This window comes from Bacteroides gallinaceum, assembly GCF_030373775.1.
In the GTDB taxonomy this organism is placed as follows: domain Bacteria; phylum Bacteroidota; class Bacteroidia; order Bacteroidales; family Bacteroidaceae; genus Phocaeicola; species Phocaeicola excrementipullorum.
Map to the genome: position 1 here is coordinate 20,366 of NZ_JAUDEN010000008.1, position 20,528 is coordinate 40,893.

The 20,528-nt window shown below is 46.1% G+C and carries 20 protein-coding genes and 1 pseudogene; 8 read left to right on the plus strand and 13 right to left on the minus strand.

Features of this window, described 5'->3' with window-relative positions:
* Nucleotides 1–92: 92 nt before the first annotated feature.
* Both QUW60_RS06030 and QUW60_RS06035 read left to right on the plus strand, forming a co-directional pair.
* The gene (locus QUW60_RS06030) at nt 93–419 is read left to right on the plus strand and encodes a hypothetical protein (protein ID WP_289559177.1); all 327 of its coding nucleotides are present in this window, start codon (nt 93–95) and stop codon (nt 417–419) included.
* Nucleotides 419–1,003 (plus strand): hypothetical protein, encoded by a 585-nt coding sequence (locus QUW60_RS06035; protein ID WP_289559179.1) that lies wholly within the window; start codon nt 419–421, stop codon nt 1,001–1,003. The genes QUW60_RS06030 and QUW60_RS06035 overlap by 1 nt, the downstream gene beginning before the upstream one ends.
* Here QUW60_RS06035 and QUW60_RS06040 read toward each other — a convergent pair.
* A complete protein-coding gene (locus QUW60_RS06040) occupies nt 1,000–1,314 on the minus strand; it encodes an HU family DNA-binding protein (RefSeq protein ID WP_289559181.1) in 315 nt (104 codons plus the stop codon). The two genes, QUW60_RS06035 and QUW60_RS06040, sit on opposite strands and share 4 nt — an antisense overlap.
* A gap of 508 nt (nt 1,315–1,822) precedes the next feature.
* Here QUW60_RS06040 and QUW60_RS06045 point away from each other — a divergent pair.
* From QUW60_RS06045 to QUW60_RS06055, 3 genes are all read left to right on the plus strand, one after another.
* On the plus strand, nt 1,823–3,127 hold the full coding sequence (locus QUW60_RS06045; protein WP_289559182.1) for a S41 family peptidase: 1,305 nt from the start codon (nt 1,823–1,825) through the stop codon (nt 3,125–3,127).
* A gap of 194 nt (nt 3,128–3,321) precedes the next feature.
* Nucleotides 3,322–4,050 carry a DUF169 domain-containing protein gene (locus QUW60_RS06050; protein ID WP_258339332.1) on the plus strand — a complete coding sequence of 243 codons (729 nt, stop codon included), beginning with the start codon at nt 3,322–3,324 and terminating at the stop codon, nt 4,048–4,050.
* A gap of 69 nt (nt 4,051–4,119) precedes the next feature.
* Entirely contained in the window at nt 4,120–4,776 is a 657-nt protein-coding gene (locus QUW60_RS06055) for a DUF2490 domain-containing protein (RefSeq protein WP_289559184.1), read from the plus strand.
* A gap of 232 nt (nt 4,777–5,008) precedes the next feature.
* On the opposite strand, the gene folK is transcribed toward QUW60_RS06055, so the two are convergent.
* From folK to QUW60_RS06090, 7 genes are read right to left on the minus strand one after another with little or no spacing between them, the layout of a single operon-like run.
* On the minus strand, nt 5,009–5,488 hold the full coding sequence (gene folK / locus QUW60_RS06060) for a 2-amino-4-hydroxy-6-hydroxymethyldihydropteridine diphosphokinase (RefSeq protein WP_289559186.1): 480 nt from the start codon (nt 5,486–5,488) through the stop codon (nt 5,009–5,011).
* A 7-nt stretch (nt 5,489–5,495) separates the two neighbouring features.
* Nucleotides 5,496–6,551 carry a tRNA preQ1(34) S-adenosylmethionine ribosyltransferase-isomerase QueA gene (gene queA, locus QUW60_RS06065; RefSeq protein WP_258337245.1) on the minus strand — a complete coding sequence of 352 codons (1,056 nt, stop codon included), beginning with the start codon at nt 6,549–6,551 and terminating at the stop codon, nt 5,496–5,498.
* A 17-nt stretch (nt 6,552–6,568) separates the two neighbouring features.
* The gene (gene truB, locus QUW60_RS06070) at nt 6,569–7,273 is read right to left on the minus strand and encodes a tRNA pseudouridine(55) synthase TruB (RefSeq protein WP_289559189.1); all 705 of its coding nucleotides are present in this window, start codon (nt 7,271–7,273) and stop codon (nt 6,569–6,571) included.
* Nucleotides 7,273–8,130, minus strand: a complete 858-nt coding sequence (locus QUW60_RS06075) for an undecaprenyl-diphosphate phosphatase (protein WP_491745707.1) — start codon at nt 8,128–8,130, stop codon at nt 7,273–7,275. The genes truB and QUW60_RS06075 overlap by 1 nt, the downstream gene beginning before the upstream one ends.
* Nucleotides 8,130–8,396, minus strand: a complete 267-nt coding sequence (locus QUW60_RS06080; protein WP_258337248.1) for a DUF3098 domain-containing protein — start codon at nt 8,394–8,396, stop codon at nt 8,130–8,132. Before QUW60_RS06080 ends, QUW60_RS06075 begins: the two co-directional genes overlap by 1 nt.
* A 45-nt stretch (nt 8,397–8,441) precedes the next feature.
* Entirely contained in the window at nt 8,442–9,311 is an 870-nt protein-coding gene (locus QUW60_RS06085) for a cell division protein FtsX (RefSeq protein ID WP_258337249.1), read from the minus strand.
* A 2-nt stretch (nt 9,312–9,313) separates the two neighbouring features.
* The gene (locus QUW60_RS06090; RefSeq protein WP_289559289.1) at nt 9,314–10,150 is read right to left on the minus strand and encodes a class I SAM-dependent methyltransferase; all 837 of its coding nucleotides are present in this window, start codon (nt 10,148–10,150) and stop codon (nt 9,314–9,316) included.
* Nucleotides 10,151–10,349: 199 nt separating this feature from the next.
* On the opposite strand from QUW60_RS06090, the gene QUW60_RS06095 reads away from it, so the two are divergent.
* The gene (locus QUW60_RS06095) at nt 10,350–10,550 is read left to right on the plus strand and encodes a PspC domain-containing protein (protein WP_258337251.1); all 201 of its coding nucleotides are present in this window, start codon (nt 10,350–10,352) and stop codon (nt 10,548–10,550) included.
* 91 nt (nt 10,551–10,641) lie between these two features.
* Here the strand turns inward: QUW60_RS06095 and miaB are convergent, their stop codons facing one another.
* Complete coding sequence (miaB, locus tag QUW60_RS06100; RefSeq protein ID WP_258337252.1) at nt 10,642–12,015, minus strand: tRNA (N6-isopentenyl adenosine(37)-C2)-methylthiotransferase MiaB; 1,374 nt, start codon at nt 12,013–12,015, stop codon at nt 10,642–10,644.
* A 123-nt stretch (nt 12,016–12,138) separates the two neighbouring features.
* Here miaB and QUW60_RS06105 point away from each other — a divergent pair, with 123 nt between their 5' ends.
* On the plus strand, nt 12,139–12,522 hold the full coding sequence (locus QUW60_RS06105) for a hypothetical protein (protein WP_258337253.1): 384 nt from the start codon (nt 12,139–12,141) through the stop codon (nt 12,520–12,522).
* Between the two features lie 53 nt (nt 12,523–12,575).
* The gene (locus tag QUW60_RS06110) at nt 12,576–14,072 is read left to right on the plus strand and encodes a butyryl-CoA:acetate CoA transferase (RefSeq protein ID WP_289559195.1); all 1,497 of its coding nucleotides are present in this window, start codon (nt 12,576–12,578) and stop codon (nt 14,070–14,072) included.
* Nucleotides 14,073–14,137: 65 nt separating this feature from the next.
* On the opposite strand, the gene QUW60_RS06115 is transcribed toward QUW60_RS06110, so the two are convergent.
* The 4 genes and pseudogenes from QUW60_RS06115 to QUW60_RS06130 form a co-directional block, all read right to left on the minus strand.
* Nucleotides 14,138–15,091 (minus strand): glycoside hydrolase family 53 protein, encoded by a 954-nt coding sequence (locus tag QUW60_RS06115; RefSeq protein WP_258337372.1) that lies wholly within the window; start codon nt 15,089–15,091, stop codon nt 14,138–14,140.
* 45 nt (nt 15,092–15,136) lie between these two features.
* A pseudogene (locus QUW60_RS06120) lies at nt 15,137–17,611 on the minus strand (glycoside hydrolase family 2 TIM barrel-domain containing protein); the annotation flags it as partial.
* A gap of 49 nt (nt 17,612–17,660) precedes the next feature.
* The gene (locus QUW60_RS06125) at nt 17,661–18,782 is read right to left on the minus strand and encodes a glycoside hydrolase family 53 protein (protein WP_289559197.1); all 1,122 of its coding nucleotides are present in this window, start codon (nt 18,780–18,782) and stop codon (nt 17,661–17,663) included.
* Between the two features lie 15 nt (nt 18,783–18,797).
* Nucleotides 18,798–20,525: a DUF5114 domain-containing protein gene (locus QUW60_RS06130; protein ID WP_289559199.1), complete on the minus strand. Its 1,728-nt coding sequence runs from the start codon at nt 20,523–20,525 to the stop codon at nt 18,798–18,800.
* Between the last annotated feature and the right edge of the window lie 3 nt (nt 20,526–20,528).

The window sequence follows — 20,528 nt, forward strand, 5'->3', positions numbered from 1 at the left end:
CCACGACCAATACGAACAAGGTTGTGGCTTTTTTCTGTCCCTACGTCTAATTCTGTCGTAACCGCCACTCTACCTTTGTTACAAAAAATCCCATGCAAAGGAAAATATTCAAATTCAAGATAATAAGCAAAGAGGGACATTGTACCCTGTCGCTTGATTATACCAATCTGACTAACGAGATTATCCGTCCAATCACTGCAAGGCTTATCAAGATAGAACCCAATGAGAAATGCAAATTGCTGTTTGTCGGGAAAGAAGATTGCAGGCTCACATTGGAAGATGTCTATAACCTGTCGAGCCTGTTCCAATCGGTTATAGGCTCTGCTTTGGTATGGGATATTATAGGGGATTATCTGCATACGGACGACAGCCAAGAATTGGACGGCTACCTGATTATTAACTCTGACCTTATCAACTAATGAGCAATATACTACCACTATTCCAACAATACACTCCATACGATACCAAGATTGTAAAGACCGCTACCCGATACGGCTTGTATCTTATCGGGGGAACGGCAATAGACCTGCTATGCAGATATTACTCCGTTCCGTTTTGGAGAAGCAGATCCAATAATGACCTTGACTTTTGGACGGCATACGACAACAGCCATAAGGACAGGTTTATCCGTCGTATCAAGCGTACTTTAGGATTTGTGGTTAAGGAAGATTCAGACTACATGCTCTCTTTAGAATCCTCTTCCATCCATACAGACACGGATATTCTAATAGACTATGACCGTAAAAACCGCAAGTTCGGCTATGCCGTTAATGATATTAAGGTCATGTCTCCGATATATCTCTTTGCATCCAAGTTTGACCGTTATGTGAACTGCAATAATGAACAGCGCAAGACTACTGATTTCAAGGATTTACAAACTCTCTTATTACTAATTGAGCGGACAAATGGTTTTGACGAACTTGAAAACCATTTATCCGCTCTGAATTATGACCAAAGAGCCGAAGATTTACTCAATGGCATTATAGCAAGTATGGGGTGTTAGATATTATTATCCGCTTTGCCGATGCGTCTCCTTTTCCTCTGATTGAGGGTGTTGTTAAGATATATGCTTGGCTTGAAGTTCACGACCTTTTTAGCAGGGATTTCGATTGGAGCAAATGTTGTGGGATTCATTCCTTTACGTGCTGCCTTTTTCTTCACGGAGAATGTTCCGAAGCCGATAAGAATAATCTGTTTGTTCTGCTTCATTTCCTCTGTAATGATTTCCATTACTGCATTTAAGGCATTCAGCGATTCGGTTTTGCTTAATCCTGTCTTGTTAGCGATTGCATTGGTTAATTCTTTCTTGTTCATAAGGTTGAAATTTTATTGATTTACAATAAGAATTTCAAGAGCCGTTCCTTGCCAATAAGATATGACGGCTTGTCATGGCGTGATTTGGTGATATATGACGCATGTCTAACAGATATGACAGCTTGTCAAGTCAATATAGGCAGGTCTCAATCTGGGTCTCAATTATGAGATATATGGTGATACACCATGACACACAGAGATACAAGCCCTATTGTCTGTCATAGTGATTCTATGTGTCAATATACATCATTGTGTATCATAACACTCCTATGTTCGCAACCCGTACGCACCGCAACAAACATCCGGCTTTGCATTCTTTGATGCAAAGCCGGATGTTTGTTTTCTATTATAATGCAATGGGGCTTTTCTGAACAAACTGGCAAATAAATCAATATTGAAGAATTGATTTTGTCTAACGGCGATGATATTAATTAAGAATTTCCTATGTTTGCAATCGAATAGAGGTAATTCTAAGATTATAGAAATTGCATATTGAATTTATCATAAGATGAAAAAGATTCTTATACTATTATGTGTTTGTTTATTTGTAAAAAATACTTTTGCATATAGACAAACTGGGGAAACCGAACTAAATGCACCCACGAAAGCTTATATATTGTCGCGTTTTTGCACAGAAGTAAAATACAATTTTGCTTTTTATGATAAACTAAAATTCGATTGGGATAGTTTGTGTGTAGCTTCGATGCCGTCTTTGATAGCAACTTCATCCGATGAAGATTTCTTGAAAGGGATGCAAATTCTTTGTAATCAGCTTCATGATGGACATACATATATTTTCCCGATGAATAATCCCAAGAATCCGTCTGATTGGATTCGGCCGTTTCCGATGAAAACTAAAAGAATCGGTGATAGAGTATTTGTAACGGATGTATATAGTTCAAATCTGCAACAGTCGAGAGTACGTCCCGGGTGTGAGATTGTAGAAATAGATGGCGAAAATGTACTGGATTATGGAAATAGACATATTCGACCTTATTTAGCTTCTTCAACTCCCCAATGGTCAAAATATAGACCATTTGCAGAGTTTGAATTGACCAAGGATAAAGGCTCTAAATCAAGTAAAATTTTATTCAAGAATGAAAAAGGGAAGGAGTTTGTAGTAGAGAGTAATAGAAATCTTTCATGGGACTTACAAAAAGATACTCCTTCGATGAGCTTTAGGGTAAAGGAAGATAATATAGGCTTGTTGACTGTGGGTAGTTTTCAAAATTCCGATTTCAATCGTGCATATTTCGATGAACTGTATGATGAAATATTAAAAACAGATGCTTTAATTATTGATATTCGTAATAATAGCGGTGGAAATTCATTAAATGCAGATTACCTTGTCAGCCATTTTATCCATCTGCCCATTCCACAAGGAACATGGAGTTCGCCAATGTATATAGCAGCCCATGCTTCTTGGAATTATCCGCGGGAATGGTATATGCAAACTCCAGCCCCCATTTTACCTATTAATGAAAAGGAAATTTATCAGAAACCTATTGTGTTATTGGTAAATGCTACCACTTTTTCTTCCGCTGAAAATTTTTGCGTACTGTTCAGAGGTGCTAAAAGAGGAAAAATTATCGGGACTCCTACCGGAGGAAGTACAGGAAATCCAATCTTTATTGATCTTGGATTTGGATTGGGTTGTTGTATTTGCACCAAACATGAATTAGATACCGATGGAAATGAATTTATAGGTGTTGGAATTCAACCAGATATTGTAGCTGAAGAAGATATTGACACGTTTTTAAATAATGGAGATAGTGTAATAGAAAAAGCCCTTGATCTTTTGAGAAATAAGTAAGATATCAATTGAAATAAGAATTAAGGCTGAATAATGTGGAAAAATGAACGGACTGCACTTATTTTGAAGTGTGGAAAAGAAGTAATTCCTGCCATGCTTTTTGGCATACCCTCGCTCGATTATTTTCTTTCTGTTTTTCGTCAGCAGATAAATCTGAATTCCGTATATTTGTTGCTTTCCAAACTATTGTTGCTATGAATATCTCTTGTTTTGTCAATGATTATAGGGAAGCGTTCGGAGAATGTGCTCCTTTGCCTGTTCTGTTCTTTTATTCAGACACTCCTTTGGCCGACACTGAGAAAACCGGAGGCTGCTTTTTTAAGGTGCTGCAACGTGTGCGTCAGGGCATTCCGGTGAGTCTGAACGGAGAAGTAATCGGTTGTGGCGGAGGTAAGTTTTATACCGGATTTGCGTCGATGCCTGAATATGTTCCCGATTTTGTTTCGCAGAAAGAACATTACAAGCAGACACCCGGAATGGTGGCGGATTATATAGAGCAGCTCGGACTTGAAGCGGCCGGCAAGAAGTTTCTGAATTTCGTGCGGGCTGATCAGGTAGACGACGGTTTTGAAGATGCCGAAGGACTTTTGTTTTTTGCCACTCCCGATATGCTTTCCGGTCTGTGTGCCTGGGCATTCTATGACAACAATTCGCCTGATGCCGTGACTTCCATGTTCGGTTCGGGATGTTCTTCTGTGGTATCGCTTGCCGTGAAGGAAAACAGGGATAAGGGAAGCCGTACCTTTCTTGGCCTGTTTGATCCTTCGGTGCGGCCGCATGTAGGGGAGAATGAATTGAGTTTTGTCATTCCTTTTCATCGGTTTAAAACCATGTGCGTAACTATGCGGCAATGTTGTCTGTTCGGCACACGTGCTTGGGGTAAAGTAAAAGAAAGGATAAACGGGCATTGCAGCGGCATTTGAGTTTTTTTGGCAATTTCCTTGATTCTCCCCTTAATATTCAGTACATTTGTTTTTTTAAACAGGGGTACTATGGGGTTGCACAAAATATCGTTTGCTGTTGTTTTCGTTTTGCTTATGCTGCCGGGCGCCGTTCCTGCCGTTGCAGCGAACTCGGGGAACTTCGCCACATGGAGTCTGATAAAGGTGGATTACAGAATGACGCATAAGCTGGGATTTGTCGGTTATGCGGAATTTCGTTCCAAAGACAATCTGAAGCACACCGACCGTTGGACTTTGAGCGCGATGCTGAATTACAGGCTGAATTCTTATTTGAAGGTTGAAGGAGGGTACGCTTTCCATTATCGGTATAAAGGCGAAGGTGTCTGGGGTGTCCGTAACCGCTATAAATTGGGCTTGACGGGCACTTTAGGCTGGAGCAATATAAAGCTGTCCCTTCGTGAAAGATTGCAGCGTACAACGGCTGACGGCGTGTCGGAAGACAGGTTGCGCTCGCGGCTTAAGTTGAGTTATTCTTCCGGCAAGAGTGTGTTGTCCCCTTATTTCTCGGCGGAACTTTTTCAGCCTTTGGGTGACGACGCTTTTTTTACTGTCAGCAGAATGCGTTACCGTCCGGGAATTGTGTTCAAGCTTTCAAGGGTCTGTTCATTGGACTTGTTTTATTGCCGGCAATATGAACCGAAAGAATGCCGCAATATCATGGGGGTAGAGTTGGGGCTGAAATTCTGAAACTCTGCAGGTCGGTCCGGGTAATCAAGGCAAGGCTATGCGTGCTAAGATGTGGCGGTGCAGGACAAGGAGGCCATGCAAGCCGCATGGAAATCTGCCATTCCCATGAAAATCTGTATCTCTAGCCTAGAGATATAAATCTCCAGCTTAGAGATACATGTCTTCAGGCTGAAAATATATATATCCAGCCTGGATATGAATTTTCTGTAAAGTCCGGCGGTTTTTTTTATGGTCAGAATACGCCTTTGCCGGATGCAGACTGTTTGAGTTCGGAGATGGTTTTTCGGAATACGGGATGAAGCAGGCCACCCGCTATTTCGCTCAGCGGAGTCATGACAAACGCTCGTTCCGTCATCAGCGGATGCGGAAGTACAAGTTCTGGAGAGTTAAAAACAATGTTGTCATACAGAAGCAGATCAATGTCTATCACCCGGTCGGAATAAATGCCCTTCACGGACTTTTTGCTGCGTCCCATCGCTTTTTCTATGTCTTGTGTGAGGTGCAGTACTTCCAGCGGGGGAAAAGCCGTTTCTACGCACGCCGCTGCGTTCAGAAAGCTGTTTTCCGAGTCGAATCCCCAGGGAGCGGTTTCATAAAAAGAAGAAAGGGAAACAACTTTCCCTATCTTCTCTTTTATTGCTTCTATGGCTCTGAGCATGTTTTGCTTTTTGTCGCCCAGATTGGTGCCTAATCCTAAATAAACTTTTGACACGTCACCGTCATTTATCGAGAATCAACATAGCGTCCCCATACGTGCCGAAGCGATAGTCTTCCTTGAGCGCCACATCGTAGGCATGCATGACCAGTTCGTATCCTCCGTATGCACATACCAGCATCAGCATGGTGGAAAGCGGCATGTGGAAGTTTGTAACCATGGCGTTAGCTACAGAGAATTCGTAAGGAGGGAAGATGAACTTGTTGGTCCACCCTTCGAACTCTTTCAGATGGCCGTCTGTGCCCACCGCCGTTTCGATGGTGCGCATGACGGTAGTTCCTACGGCACACACCTTGTTTCCCCGGTCTTTGGCCTCGTTGACAATCCGGCAGGCTTCGGCATTGACAAACATCTGCTCCGAATCCATCTTGTGTTTGGTAAGATCTTCCACATCGATGTCGCGGAAATTGCCGAGCCCGGCGTGCATGGTGATGAAGGCAAAATCTATTCCTTTGATTTCCATGCGCTTCATCAGCTCGCGGCTGAAATGGAGTCCGGCTGCAGGAACGGTTACTGCCCCTTCATTTCTGGCGAATATGGTCTGGAAACGTTCTTCGTCGAGCGGTTCTGCCGGACGGTGTATGAATGGAGGCAATGGCGGTTCTCCCAAGGCATAGAGTGCTTTCTTGAATTCGTCGTGCGGCCCGTCATAAAGGAAACGGAGCGTGCGTCCGCGTGAAGTGGTATTATCGATAACTTCGGCTACCATCGAGTCGTCGTCGCCGAAATAAAGCTTGTTTCCGATACGGATTTTCCGTGCGGGGTCTACCAGTACGTCCCACAAGCGGAGTTCTTCGTTCAGTTCGCGGAGCAGAAATACCTCGATTCTGGCTCCCGTCTTTTCCTTGTTTCCGTACAAACGTGCAGGAAATACTTTTGTGTCATTAAAGATAAAAGCATCCTTGTCATCAAAGTAGTTCAGAATATCCTTAAAAATGACATGTTCTATTTCGCCTGTTGACTTGTGTACAACCATCAGGCGCGATTCATCCCTGTACTTTGCCGGGTAAAGAGCGATTTTCTCTTCCGGCAGCTTGAATTTGAATTGTGACAGTTTCATCTTCTTCCTTTCTTTCCTTAATCGTTTATAACATCTATTTCTTGTTGGTTGAGCCATTGCTCGAAGTCGTCCACCTTCATGCAGTTTTCCAGCTTCACATCACCCACACGTGTGCGTATCAGTCCGGTCAGGTGCGCTCCGCTTTCAAGCGCTTCGCCGATGTCGCGCGCCAGTGCCCGTATGTAGGTTCCTTTGCTGCATACCACACGTATCTTTATTTCGGGCAGGTTGCATTCCAGCAGTTCAATTTCGTCGATGACAAGAATTTTAGGTTTCAGTTCCACTTCATCACCTTTTCTTGCCAGGTCGTAGGCACGCTTCCCGTCGATCTTGCATGCTGAGAATGCCGGCGGAATCTGCTCGATTGTGCCGACAAATTTTTTCAGCGCTTCTTCCACCGCTTCTCTTGTGATGTGCTCTGTAGGGTATACAGCGTCTATTTCTTTCTCAAGATCAAACGACGGTGTGGTGGCACCTAGTTGAAGGGTGGCGATATATTCTTTGGTATGATGCTGAAACTCTTCGATGCGCTTCGTTGCTTTTCCGGTACAGATTATCATCACTCCGGTTGCCAGCGGGTCGAGCGTTCCTGCATGACCGACCTTTATCTTTTTTACTCCCAGCTTTCTGCTGATATGGTATCTTATTTTATTGACAACCGCGAACGATGTCCATCGGTACGGCTTGTCGAAATACAGCACTTCTCCTTCCTTGAAATTCATCAAACCAATTCTAAATTATAACCCATTAATATCATGGCAAGTATTATTCCTCCTACGATAATCCGGTACCATCCGAAAGCTTTGAATCCGTATCTGGTGACAAAGCTGATGAAGAATTTGATGGCCAGCATCGCCACGATGAAAGCTACTACGTTTCCTACTATCAGTGCAGTGAGGTTGGTGGTTATGATTTCAATGCCTCCGTCCATGAAAAGTTTGGCCATTTTATATACGGTGGCCGCAAACATGGTAGGAACTGCCAGGAAGAATGAAAATTCTGCCGCGGCTTTCCGTGTGAGCTTCTGTGCCATACCTCCTACGATGGTGGCCATGGAGCGTGACACGCCCGGTATCATTGAGATACATTGGAAAAGTCCGATGATGAAGGCGCGCTTTTCGGTCATTTGGGTATTTTCTTTTCCGTTTCCGAATATTTTGTCGCAGAACAGCATGAATACGCCTCCCACGATCAGCATGACTGCTACTACCGTTACGCTTTCAAGCATTTCGTCGATGAAGTCGCTGAAAAGCAGACCAAGAACGGCCGCCGGAATGAAAGCTACCAGAAGTTTCCAGTAAAAGTCATACTTGTGGAGAAAACGTTGCAATGCGCCGCTTCCTTCGGGAACCGGTGTGTGGTTCAGCCGGAAAAAGCGTTTCCAGTAAAGCACTACAACCGACAGGATGGCACCGAACTGGATGATAAAGGTAAATGCCTTTACGAACTCGGTGCTTTTTACTCCCAGCATGTTCTGTGCTATAATCATGTGTCCGGTTGAAGATACCGGAAGAAACTCGGTCAGTCCCTCAACAATCGCAATGATGATTGTCTGCAATAAATTCAAATCCCCTTCCATCATTTATCTGTTTTATTCGTTGTGTCTATATTGTCTGTTGTTTTGTCCGACGGTTTGCGCAGGATTCCGTAGATCATCGAGATAAATCCGATGAAGCATACGGCAGGCGCTACTTTGATGCGGCGTGCACTGAATATGTCCGGCTGAAAAGTAGTTTCTGTTGATCCGGGACCTGACATCAGCAGAAAGCCGATGATAATGACAATCATCCCTGCCGCAAGCAGGATGAAGTTTGTCTTGTCGAAGGCAAATTTTTTTCTGTCCATATTGTTTCTTGTTTTTATTGTTTTCTTTTGGAGTGCGTCTTGAATTTATAAGTTGTAAAGGTCGCCCACCTTCATCCTGAGGTATTTGTTGATGGAAAAGTAGGCGCAGAGCGAAGTGATGGCGATTCCGAACACGAACACCGCACCCATAACGGTCAGCATTACCGCAGGGGTGATGATTTCCAGCAGTCCCCTTTCGTATTTCACCAGAAAATAGGCCATGCCTATCAGCAGCGCGTCAGCCATGGCCGAGGCCAAAACTCCTATCCATATGTGTCTTGTCATGAAAGGCCTGCGGATGAACGACCAGCTTGCTCCCACCAGTTTCATGGTATGGATGAGAAAACGTTTGGAATAAATGCCCAGTCGTATCGTATTGTTGATGAGCGCAAACGAGATGAAGGTCAGCAGCGCGGCCAGTCCGAGAAGAAAGAAACTGATTTTCTTGATGTTCCGGTTCACCGAATCCATCAGTTCTTCGGGATAGTTCACTTCCATCACCTTCTTGTTTGCAAGCAGTTCTTCCTGAATCCATTTCAGGCTGTCGGTGTTGGCATAAGCTGAGTTCAGCTTGATTTCGATGGATGCCGTGAACGGATTGTATCCCAGAAACTCGGCCGGGTCGGTTCCCATCGCTTCCGTCTGTTCCTTCAGAGCCTGCGCCTTGGATATGTATGTGGTCTGTTTGACGAAAGGCTTCTGTTCGAGTTTCTTCTGGAAGCTGATGATTTCCGGTTCTTTCATGTCGTCGCTGAGCACAACAGAGCAGGAAATGTTTTCGCGCACGTATACAGAAAGGTTGTTTGCGGTCATTACAAAGAAGACCACCATTCCGAGCAGCATCAGCACCAGCATCGTGCTGATGCATGAAGTGATGAACTGCATGTCGAAAAATGTTCCGTTTTTTCTGCTCATACTTATTTCTTTCTAAATACATAAATGATAGAGCTGCTGCGTTCTTTCGTTGCCAGCGAGCTGAACAATCCTTCTGTTCCGCTTGCCATTCCTTTCAGGAAAGTCAATGCACTTTTCTTGTATTTTTCACTCAGCATGGACACATAGAATGCATCGAGCGGCATCGGGAGGAATTTGGTAAGAATAAAACCATGTTTGGCTCCGAATTGTTGCATAACGGCCGGAGAAAAATGCCATAAATGCCGCGGCACATCGTATGCTGCCCACATTTCTTTGTATTTTTTTGCGTCGAACGAGGTCGGGTTCGGAACAGCCACCACCAGTATGCCTCTGTCTTTCAGAATGCGGTTCAATGTTTCCCATGTTTCGTTGAGGTGTTCCAGATGCTCCATGACGTGCCAGAGCGTAATGACGTCAAACGACTTGTCCTCTTTCTGCTCCAGCGTTTCGGGAGGATCTATGTCGAGGCCGAAATGTTCTTTGGCGAACGCCCGTGCCTGGGGGCTTTTCTCGATGGCTGAAACCCGCCAGCCTTTTTTCTTCATATAATGAGGGAAGTAGCCCGTGCCTGTGCCTATGTCGAGCAGGATTCCGCGGCTCAGCCCGCTGTGCCGCTTGATGAGGCGTGCCTTGCGTGCGAGCATAAAGCGGCGCACCCAGTGATAGATACGGTTTGTGAGGCCCTTGTTCGTGTCACTGTGTGAAATATAGTCGGGTGATTCGTAGTAGCGTCCGATTTCGTTTTCGGCAGGAAATGATTGCGTGAACAGAAAACCGCACTTCTTGCATCGCCAAATGTCGAATGATTCCCCCGTGGCATAATGATCTATGCACGTCATTTCCTTTTCAAAATGATTCTCTCCGCAGAGCGGACATTTGTCTATATTTCGTAGATTCACTTTAATCCCTAATTTCTTGCAAAGAAACAAATAAAATGAGCATGGGTCGTTTTTCTTTAAAAGTTTTTAAGAGATTCGGTGGTTTTCAGCAGGTTTTTATTATCTTCGCCCTCATTATTGAAACAGATATTGATGTGATATGGGAAATAAAAAACTGACACGCTCGAACAACCGCATGATTGCGGGAGTTTGTGCAGGAATAGCGGATTACTTTAACTGGGACATAACGCTGGTGCGTATCGTATATGTGCTGCTTACTTTCTTCACGGTATTTTCCGGAGGCATTGTCTACCTCGTTTTGTGGCTGATCATGCCGGAAGCCCCTCGGAGCGTGGAGTAAGAAGTTGACCCGGGAAGTCTTCCGGCCTGGCCGCACAAGTCGGTTGACTTGCCGGCACAAATTGAAAAGCTTCCCGGGTCAGAATATTTGGTCATTCGGTTATCTCCACGCCTTTCAGTGTAGCCGAACTTGCTTCGGTAATGCGTACCTTCACGAAGTCGCCGATACGGTGTGTGCCGCGGTCGAATACAACAACCTTGTTTTGTTCGGTACGTCCGAAGAGCTGTTCTTTCGAGCGTTTCGACACTCCTTCGGCAAGCACTTCGAATGTCTTGCCTACATCTTTTGCGTTGCTTTCTGCCGAAAGTCTGTTCTGAAGTTCGATGAGTTCGTTCAGCCGGCGGATTTTCACATCCTCCGGAACATCGTCCGGCAGGTGTTTAGATGCGTATGTGCCCGGACGTTCAGAATATTTGAACATGAAAGCGGAGTCGTATGCACACTCGCGCATGAGCGAGAGCGACATCTGGTGGTCTTCTTCCGTTTCCGAGTGGAATCCGGAGAAGATGTCTGTGCTCAGACCGCAGTCGGGAATGATGCGCCGGATGGCTTCCACCCGTTCCAGATACCACTCACGGGTATATTTGCGGTTCATCAGTTTCAGAATGCGCGAGCTTCCGCTCTGTACGGGCAGGTGGATGTGTTTGCATACGTTAGGCATTTCTGCAATCACGCGGAGCGTTTCGTCGCTCATGTCTTTAGGATGCGAGGTGGTGAAGCGGATACGCATTCCGGGCACTGCCATGGCCACGGTTTGCAGCAGAGTAGGGAAGTCCACCGTTTTTCCGTCCTTCTCGAAATGATAGGAGTTTACGTTTTGTCCGAGCAGCGTCACTTCCTTGTAGCCTTTTCTTTCGAGATCATGAACTTCGTTCAGGATGCTTTCCACATCACGGCTCCGTTCGCGCCCCCTTGTATAAGGAACGATGCAGTAGTGGCAGAAGTTGTTGCATCCACGCATAATCGAAACGAAGCCTGAAATATGGTTCCCGCAGATGCGTGAAGGGATGACGTCGCGGTAGGTTTCGCTTGTCGACAGCTCTACGTTGATGGCTTTTTCTCCGTGTTCTACCGATGCGATAAGGTCGGGGAGAGTGAGATAAGCGTCGGGGCCGGCCACAAGATCTACATGATAGTTGTCGATCAGGTTGTTTTTCACGCGTTCGGCCATACATCCCAATACTCCCACAATCAGATTCTTGCGCTTTTTCCGGAGCGAATGGAAAAATTCCAGGCGGTTCAGAATTTTCTGTTCCGCATTGTCCCGGATGGAGCAGGTATTCAGAAATACGGCGTCGGCTTCATCAAGCGAATCGCATGGAGAATATCCCGCCATCTGCATGATGGAGGCAACTACCTCGCTGTCAGCCACATTCATCTGACATCCGTAAGTTTCGATAAACAGTTTCTTGTTTTCGTTTTCAGTCGCAGATTTAAAGTCTGTTCCTGTAGTTTCTTTTGTCATACTGTATTTATATTAAATGATTCGGCCGCAAAGATACCTGTTTCTTGGTTAACTTCCATGAAAACGGTAGGAGATAATGGATTTTATTCGTATCTTTGACCGGAACCTCATATGATTGGCCTTATGGATTTTATAACGATATTGGTATTCATGCTGGTCATGGCGGCTGTTTTTTATCAGCGTGTGACCGACAACATCCAGAAGAAAGCTGCGAAGAAAAAAACAGCCTCTCCGCATCAGACCTTTCAGCCTGTTCAGGAAAAGCCGTTTGTGCAGACCGAAGGGGAATATTCTGTACCATCATACATATCTGTGGAAGAAGGGCTGAAAAATACTTCTGTACGGAAAAAGAAAGAGCGTAAGAAACGGAATGAAATGCCGGCGGAAAGAAAGGAACAGGGCAAAGAGAAAGGCAACGAAATACATCCGTTGCCGTCCTTGAAAAATGCTTCCGAAGCGCGCCGCGCGTTTATCTATTCCGAAATATTCAATCGCAAATATGATTGAAGATCCCTTACCTGAATAACTTTGACTGATAACACTAAAAACACATTAATACCATGAATTTCAATTTTATTTCGGCGGTTGAGGCCGCCCATGTGATAAAGAACGGGGATATTGTCGGACTTAGCGGGTTTACTCCTGCGGGAAGTCCGAAAGCTGTGATGGCAGAGGTGGCGAAAATGGCGGAAGAAAAGCATGCGAAGGGCGAGGAGTTTCAGATAGGATTGATAACTGGAGCCTCGACGGGCGATTCGTGTGACGGGACGCTTACACGCGCCCATGCCCTTAAGTTTCGCGCTCCTTATACAACTAACGCAGATTTCCGCAAAGCGGTAAACAACGGAGAAATCAATTATACTGACATTCATCTTTCGCAAGTGGCTCAGCGTTTGCGCTCCGGCTTTCTGGGTCATGTGAACGTTGCGGTGATCGAGGCCTGCGAAATAACAGAAGACGGACGGGTATATCTGACCGCCGGTGTGGGCATCACGCCAACCATTGCGCGTTTGGCCGATAAGGTGATTATCGAACTGAACGCGGCTCATAGCAAGAAACTTATCGGCATTCACGACCTGTATGAAATGGAGCGTCCGCCTTACCGCCGTCCGATTCCCATCGTGCGTCCGAGCGACCGTATCGGTCTGCCTTATGTCCAGTTGGATTTGAGCAAGCTGGTAGGCATCGTTGAAACGAACATGCCTGACGAGGCGCGCGGATTTCATGAGCCGGATGCCGTTACTGAAAAGATAGGCCAGAACGTGGCCGAATTTCTGTCGGCAGACATGAAGAGAGGAATCATCCCTTCTACTTTCCTTCCTTTGCAGTCGGGAGTAGGAAATATAGCCAATGCCGTGCTGAGCGCATTGGGAAAAGACCAAAGCATTCCGCCTTTTGAAATGTATACGGAAGTGATTCAGAATTCAGTTATCAAGCTGATAAAAGAAGGCCGGGTGAAGTTCGGAAGCACCTGCTCGCTGAGTGTGACGAATGATTGTCTGGAAGATATCTACGATAATATGGACTTCTTCCGCCATAAGCTGGTTCTCCGCCCGTCCGAAATATCCAATTGTCCGGAAGTTGTACGCCGCATCGGTGTAATAACCATGAATACGGCTATTGAGGCCGATATTTATGGCAATGTCAACTCTACGCACATCTGCGGGACGAAAATGATGAACGGTATCGGAGGCTCGGGTGATTTCACGCGCAGTGCTTACATTTCTATTTTTTCTTGTCCTTCAACGGCGAAAGGCGGGTGTATCAGCTCAATTGTTCCGATGGTTTCTCATCTTGACCATAGCGAGCACTCGGTCAATGTGATCATAACTGAACAGGGTGTGGCTGATTTGCGCGGAAAGAGTCCGATGGAACGTGCAAAAGCCATTATTGAGAATTGTGCGCATCCCGACTACAAGCAGTTGCTTTGGGATTACCTGAAGATTTCTACCAAAGGACAGACTTGCCATTGCCTGTCGGCTGCATTGGGAATGCATCAGGTGTTCCTGAAGAAAGGGGATATGCGTCTGACCGACTGGGCTGACTTCCCTGCATGATTTTTTGTTTGAACGCAGAAAGGCAAAGAATCCCGGATTCCCGTCTTTCTGCGTTCAAACAGTTTTCAGTTCTCTTTAAATGCTTCCATGATGGCTGTAGGACGGCCGTTTTCTGTAAAGGCTCCCAATACATACGGAGTAGGCTTGCATTCGGGTTCCCAATAAAATACGCCCTTGCAATGTCCGTCCGTATTGTTTTTTGCCTCCCGGATAATCCGGCTCAGTATTTCTTTTCCTTCTTCCGGTTTTGCCGATTCCATTCCGGTTTCCACTATCATTACGTCACATCCATATTTTCGGCTCACTTTGCGGATATTGTCCATGCACCGGACAATTGCTTCATCGGCCGACTTTACATGTTTGTACATGATCGACCAGTATGGATAAAGCGACATGCCGATCATATCCCATTTTCCTCCGTTGGCCTTCAGACCGTCGAAGATGTAATTGTACAGATCGTTGTTGAAGCCGTTGTCCAGATGGACAATGGCAATGACATCAGGAAAAACAGACTTGGCGGCATCGTATCCGGCTGTAGTCAGCCCTGCATATTGTGCCATCTGTTTGCTTGCACGTCCCATTTCCCAAAGAAACCCGTCGCTGGTTTCGTTTCCTATCTGCACCCATTTGGGAGTGATGCCATTGTCTTTCAATAATTGCAGCACTTCTTTCGTATGAGAGGCGAGCGCTTTCTTCATGTCTTCGTATGAAAGTCCTTTCCATGCTTCGGGTACATTCTGTTTTGCCGGGTCGGCCCACCAGTCGCTGTAATGAAAGTCGACCATCAGATCCATTCCGTTTGCCTTGGCGCGTTTGGCCAGAACAAGCATGTCTTCTTTGCTGCTCCATCCGTCTTTCGGATTCACCCATACGCGCAGACGGATGGCATTCAATCCCAGTTCTTTCATCAATGCTGTACATTCGCGTTCTTCTCCCTTTGAATTATAGAAACGATGTCCTTCTGATTCAAGTTGTGTAGTCCAGCTTATGTCAGCTCCTTTATAGAAAGTGTCCTCCACAATTTTCCCTGAAGAAGAGGAGGTCGTTGCGGTTGCTTGCGGGTATTCTGTCTTTATTTGGATCTTCCCGGCTTTAATGCCTTTGGCGGTTGCCTGTAGTTCCATTATACCGGCTTCCTCTTCGGCCTGCACGATGATTGTCAGCATCCCGTTGAATGCGTGCATTTGCGGGAGATGGAAAAGGTCGAGGCAAGCCGGATCACCATTGGCAGAAGCACGGTATTTTCCCTTGCCTTTTACCTTGAAACTAACCAGCCTTCCATCGGTGGGGCAGAGATTGCCGTTCTTGTCCACAATCCGCAATGTGACATATGCCAGATCTTTTCCGTCGGCTTTCAAAGTACTCCGGCTGCTTGTCAGTTCGATGTGATGAGGTTTTCCGGCCGTGCGGACTATTTTTTCGGCTACAGCCTTTCCTTTATCGTCGTAAGCCACCACTTTTACTTCTCCCGGAGTATAGGGAACGTCCATCCACATCAGGCGGTACCGGCGTTGCAGCCAGAGTGAATCTTTTCCCTGCAAAGCCTTGCTTTCCTCACGGGTGAGTTTGTGCTGTTTGCCGTAGCTTTTTCCATTGACGAAGAGTTCAGCTTCAGGATAGCTGGTGTATACAAATACAGGCGTATTTTCTCCTTCTCTTCCATGCCAGTTCCAGTGAGGCAAGACATGCAGGGTGGGCGATTCTTTATTCCAAAGACTGCGGTAAAGATAGTAGCGGTCTTTGGGCAGACTTGCCAAATCGATGATTCCGAAAAGTGAACTGTGGCTGGGCCAGGCATCGGTATCATAGGGAGAAGGCTCGCCCAGATAGTCGAATCCTGTCCATACAAATTGGCCGATGGTCCAGGGATAGTCGTCTGCCAAGGCGAGGTCTTCATCCGGGACATTGCTCCATGAACAATGTTCCAGGTCATATCCCGTTGACTGGTGGTCGTCGTATATGGCTGTATGTTGTTTGATAACCGGAAATTTGTATACGCCCCGTGAACTGACCGTCGAGGAAGTTTCGGATCCCAGCACCAGATTTTGGGGCAGACGGTTATAGGCTTCCTGATAGCGGTGTGCGCGGTAATTGAATCCGGGGATATCTATCATGGCAGCAAATCCATTGTCAAGCACACAGCTCACCTGATCCATTCCGCAAGTGACAGGGCGTGTGGGATCTTCCCGATGACAGATGTCCTGCAAGAATTTGGCTACTTTGTAGCCTTCCGGACTGCATTGGGTGGGCACTTCGTTTCCGATGCTCCACATCACTACACACGGGTTGTTGCGGTAATGATGCAACATGTTGATCATGTCTTTTTCCGCCCATTCGTTGAAATAGCGGTGATAGCCATTCTCGCATTTGGCGATGTCCCATTCATCAAAAGGTTCAATCATCATCATGAATCCCATTTCGTCGCAAAGCTCAACCAGTTCGGGGGCAGGCATGTTGTGAGATGTGCGGATAGCGTCGCATCCCATATCCTTCAGCATGACAAGCTGGTGGCGTAAGGCAGAAACATTGATTGCCGCTCCCAGCGGACCCAAGTCGTGGTGATTGCATACCCCTTGAAACTTGCGGTGCTTTCCGTTGAGGTAGAATCCCTTGTCGGCAATAAATTCGATGGAGCGGATTCCGAAACGGGTGGCATAGCTGTCGAGCAATGTTTCTCCTTTATAGATTTTTGAAACAGCACGATAAAGTGCAGGTGATTCGGGCGACCAGAGTTTCGGCTTTTCTACAATGAAATTCTGTGTGAAAGGTTGTCCGTGGTTGATATACCCTTTATTTTTCTTGGTGGCAACCGTTTTTCCTTCAGGAGAAATGATGTCCGTTATAACCGTCAGCTCCATGCCTTCCGCGTTTTCGATGGAAGTTTTCAGGCAAACCGAGGCGTAGTCTTCTGCAACATGAGGAGTTGTAAGCTGCGTTCCCCATACCGGCACATGGATTTTCCCGGTTGTTATAACGTGTACATTGCGGTAAAGTCCGGCTCCCGGGTACCAGCGTGATGATTGCGGACGGTTCTCCAGTCGGACAGCAAGCACGTTGTCTTTTCCATTCCCGTTGAGCAGAGAAGTGACATTGCAATGGAATGAGTTGTATCCCAACGGCCAGAAACAAGCCTCTTTTCCGTTTACATAGACACGCGCCTCACTCATGGCTCCGTCGAACACCAATGTGGTCTGTTTCCCTGGTTCTGAATTGAACGTTGTGCGATACCATCCCACGCCTACATACGGCAGTCCTCCCGTGCGTCCGGTTTTGACAGAAGCCTGCGTTTCGAAGTTTTGTGTTACGGCTACGTTCTGCAAGTCGTTGTTCCTGTCGAAAGGGCCGTAGATGGCCCAATCGTGAGGAACAGTAACTTCTTCCCATTTATCATCGTTGAATCCAACGGTCTGCGCGTTCTCTATATCTCCTTTCGTGAATTTCCAGCCTTTTTCCAAAGTCTGTTCCGAGCGCTGTGCGAATGTTGTACAGACGCATCCCAGAAAAAAAGCTGTCGCAAGCAGAAGTTTTTTGTGCTTCATGGTTTTAAAGTTTGAGTTGATATAAAATTACGGAAAAACGTTCAGTTTTTCAATCCCTTTTAAATGCGTTCAATGAAGTCATCGGACGCCCGTCATCATCAAACATTCCTTTGTGATAGCTTTTCCATCCTCCATAGCATTGGGGTTCCCATGCGAATACGCCCAGACAACCTTCTACTTGTTTTGCTTTGGTGATGAAGTCAGTGTAGAATGCTTCGGCTTCTTCGTAGTTCCATGGAATGCCGATTTCGCACATCATGACTTTTGTGCTGTATTTTTCGATGAGTGCTTTCATGTTGGCGATACAGGCATCGTTCTGTTGCATCCAGGTGTTTCCGTTTTCATCAATGGGATTCCACTCCGTCAGGCCGTTTGTATCGCTTGGGTCTTCGCCCGGATAGAGCGACATGCCGATGATATCCCATTTGGCATTTGCTGCTTTCAAGGCATCAAACAGCCCGTTGTAATATTGTGGCCGGTTGCCTTTGTCAATATGGATGATAACCTGTGCATCGGGGTATACTGTCTTTACCGCATCATACCCCGCATTGATGAGTTGGGCGAAGCTGGCGGCATTGCTATAATCATAATCCGTAAATCCGTCGTTCCAAAGCATACCGTAACGGGTTTCATTGCCTACCTGTACCCATTCTACATCAATGTTCTGGGCTTTCAGTGCAGACAGGACATCTGTTGTATGGTCTGCTACAGCCTGTTCCAGTTCGGTAAGCGAATAGTTTCCCCATGCCACCGGTTTCTTTTGGTCACCCGGATCCGCCCATTCGTCGCTGTAATGGAAGTCAATCATCAGGCGGTAGCCTAACTGACTTGCTCTCCACGCCTTTACCAGTACGTCCTGTTTGTTGCACCATCCGTCGGTTGGATTTACCCACACGCGCAGGCGGACGGAATTCATGCCAAGTTCGCGGAGCAGTTCCATGCATTCGCGTTCCACTCCCGTAGAGTCGTAGAATCTGCGTCCGCTGGCTTCCATCTCGGTAAGCCAGCTTATGTCAGCTCCGCGTGCGAAGCCTGTCATGTCATAACCTCCCGTCGGGTCCGTGTTTTCCGGCTGTTCCGGGAAGGTCGGGTTATCATCATCGTTGCAAGAAACGGTTGTCAAGCCGCAAAGGAGGATGAAACTCATCCACCAGGTTTTTATCTTTTTCATAATGTAATTCTGTTTTTAGTTGTTTTCAGTATAACTCCATGTCATAGTGGTGAGATTGACTGTAATGGTAAGATTCGGTGTTACTCCCCATTCGTATCCGTAGATCCAAAGCGGACTTCCGAAACTGTTTGCTTCGAGCGATGTGCCATTCTGATTGGTTTCGCTCCATGTCGTTCCGTAGAGTGTTCCGTCTTCGCCAACGAACACAAAGTCAAAATCATAATAGCTGTTGAACGTGCCTGTAAAGATATTTTCTGAAGTTTCTTCTAGTTCAATGACCAAGTCACTTATTGTCCATGTATCTCTGTTGAATTTGTACATTGACATGTTGCCTGTGCCGGTTCCAATCGGTTCGTATCTCCATGTCATTTCGCTTAGGTTCACTGTGATGGAAACGGCTCCAGATCCGTCAAACCAGATATTCCATTTGTCATCGGCAGAAGAAAGTTTCGAGTTGTCGGTCGGATCACATCCGTACCATACCCCGTTCGTTCTGTCTACTATGTTGATTTCACTGCGATATTCGCCGGAATATGTTCCGGTATAAATACCATTCGCACTATCAGTAAGGCGAAGAGTTGTCATGAAGGTTTCGCTTCCATCATTAGAATAACATACAACATCCAAGGTTTCCGGATATGTCACAGGGATCTCTGCTCCACCTGCTTCAACCGTCACTGTCCAGTTTGTCGGGTCGGACAGATTCAGACGAATTGTACATTCTCCTGCCTGAGGAACTTCCACGTTGATGCTTCCTGCCGTTTCTGCAAGCGACAAACTTTCACCGTTCATAGCGAAAGCAATAGATGTTGATTGTCCTGAATCTGTTCCGGTAGTAGCATTGAACTGTTCCCCTTGTCCGGAAATAGTTATTGTCCGGCTTTCAGCTCCATCTGCTGTGAAGGTTGCCAGCCATTCATTGCTGCTTTCATTCAACGTCATGGCTACGTCCTCACCCGCAAGGCCGCTGACCGTGAGCGAAGAAACATGAAGCGCACTCCATTCTTCACCTTGTGTGTTGACTGTTACATAGTAACATCCGCTTGCATTGGGGTACCACATATTCCATTGGGTAGATTCATTTGAAAGAACGAAGGGCTTTCCATCTTCACCGATGTTTCCCCAAACCATTCCGTTTCCTTCGCGCATATAGAAGTTCTCCCAAGCATTAGCCACAATAAATCCTGAGTAAATGCCGTCTGCATTTGCCGAATAAAGAGTTTCGCCAGTAGCATTTTTGCTTGCGTCCAATATGATTCCTGTATTCATATCCATTTCATACGGAGTGACATTCACTTTCACCACATTGCTGTATGCAGAAGGTATATTGGTTCCCGTTGCACTTCCCAAACGGAAATAGATGGCATTCGACTGGCCGATTGTTGCACCTACCGTATTTGCGATTGTATTCAATTCTGCTCCTGTAAAGGCGTGTGACAAGGAAGTGGTTTCTGTTTCAGACACAGTACCGGAAAAATCTTCCGACAAAGACGCTTCAAGGCTGGCTACTACTTTGGCAGCCGTTCCTACATTTTCATCGCTGATTACGATTGTTTGGTCTGTCCATGCGAACGAGAGAACGATTTGCTGCGCAACGTCTGCGTTTAATGTCACATCGGTTGTGGATGCGATCAGTTCGTTGCCGCTCAAACTCTGCAAATAGATCTTGTCGCCGTCCTCCTCACACGATGTAAAGGAGAGCAAAGTTGCGATTACGGCAAACAGGTATTTTATCGTTTTCATTGT

Bases quoted from the DNA above. Each gene is read 5' to 3' on its own strand.
- QUW60_RS06030 (WP_289559177.1), top strand. From the start codon at position 93: ATGCAAAGGAAAATATTCAAATTCAAGATAATAAGCAAAGAGGGACAT.
- QUW60_RS06085 (WP_258337249.1), bottom strand. From the start codon at position 9,311: ATGAGCAGAAAAAACGGAACATTTTTCGACATGCAGTTCATCACTTCA.
- QUW60_RS06055 (WP_289559184.1), top strand. From the start codon at position 4,120: ATGGGGTTGCACAAAATATCGTTTGCTGTTGTTTTCGTTTTGCTTATG.
- QUW60_RS06090 (WP_289559289.1), bottom strand. From the start codon at position 10,150: ATGACGTGCATAGATCATTATGCCACGGGGGAATCATTCGACATTTGG.
- QUW60_RS06105 (WP_258337253.1), top strand. From the start codon at position 12,139: ATGGATTTTATAACGATATTGGTATTCATGCTGGTCATGGCGGCTGTT.
- QUW60_RS06110 (WP_289559195.1), top strand. From the start codon at position 12,576: ATGAATTTCAATTTTATTTCGGCGGTTGAGGCCGCCCATGTGATAAAG.
- QUW60_RS06040 (WP_289559181.1), bottom strand. From the start codon at position 1,314: ATGAACAAGAAAGAATTAACCAATGCAATCGCTAACAAGACAGGATTA.
- QUW60_RS06080 (WP_258337248.1), bottom strand. From the start codon at position 8,396: ATGGACAGAAAAAAATTTGCCTTCGACAAGACAAACTTCATCCTGCTT.
- QUW60_RS06095 (WP_258337251.1), top strand. From the start codon at position 10,350: ATGGGAAATAAAAAACTGACACGCTCGAACAACCGCATGATTGCGGGA.
- QUW60_RS06045 (WP_289559182.1), top strand. From the start codon at position 1,823: ATGAAAAAGATTCTTATACTATTATGTGTTTGTTTATTTGTAAAAAAT.
- QUW60_RS06125 (WP_289559197.1), bottom strand. From the start codon at position 18,782: ATGAAAAAGATAAAAACCTGGTGGATGAGTTTCATCCTCCTTTGCGGC.
- queA (WP_258337245.1), bottom strand. From the start codon at position 6,551: ATGAAACTGTCACAATTCAAATTCAAGCTGCCGGAAGAGAAAATCGCT.
- QUW60_RS06035 (WP_289559179.1), top strand. From the start codon at position 419: ATGAGCAATATACTACCACTATTCCAACAATACACTCCATACGATACC.
- truB (WP_289559189.1), bottom strand. From the start codon at position 7,273: ATGAATTTCAAGGAAGGAGAAGTGCTGTATTTCGACAAGCCGTACCGA.
- QUW60_RS06130 (WP_289559199.1), bottom strand. From the start codon at position 20,525: ATGAAAACGATAAAATACCTGTTTGCCGTAATCGCAACTTTGCTCTCC.
- QUW60_RS06050 (WP_258339332.1), top strand. From the start codon at position 3,322: ATGAATATCTCTTGTTTTGTCAATGATTATAGGGAAGCGTTCGGAGAA.
- QUW60_RS06075 (WP_491745707.1), bottom strand. From the start codon at position 8,130: ATGGAAGGGGATTTGAATTTATTGCAGACAATCATCATTGCGATTGTT.
- miaB (WP_258337252.1), bottom strand. From the start codon at position 12,015: ATGACAAAAGAAACTACAGGAACAGACTTTAAATCTGCGACTGAAAAC.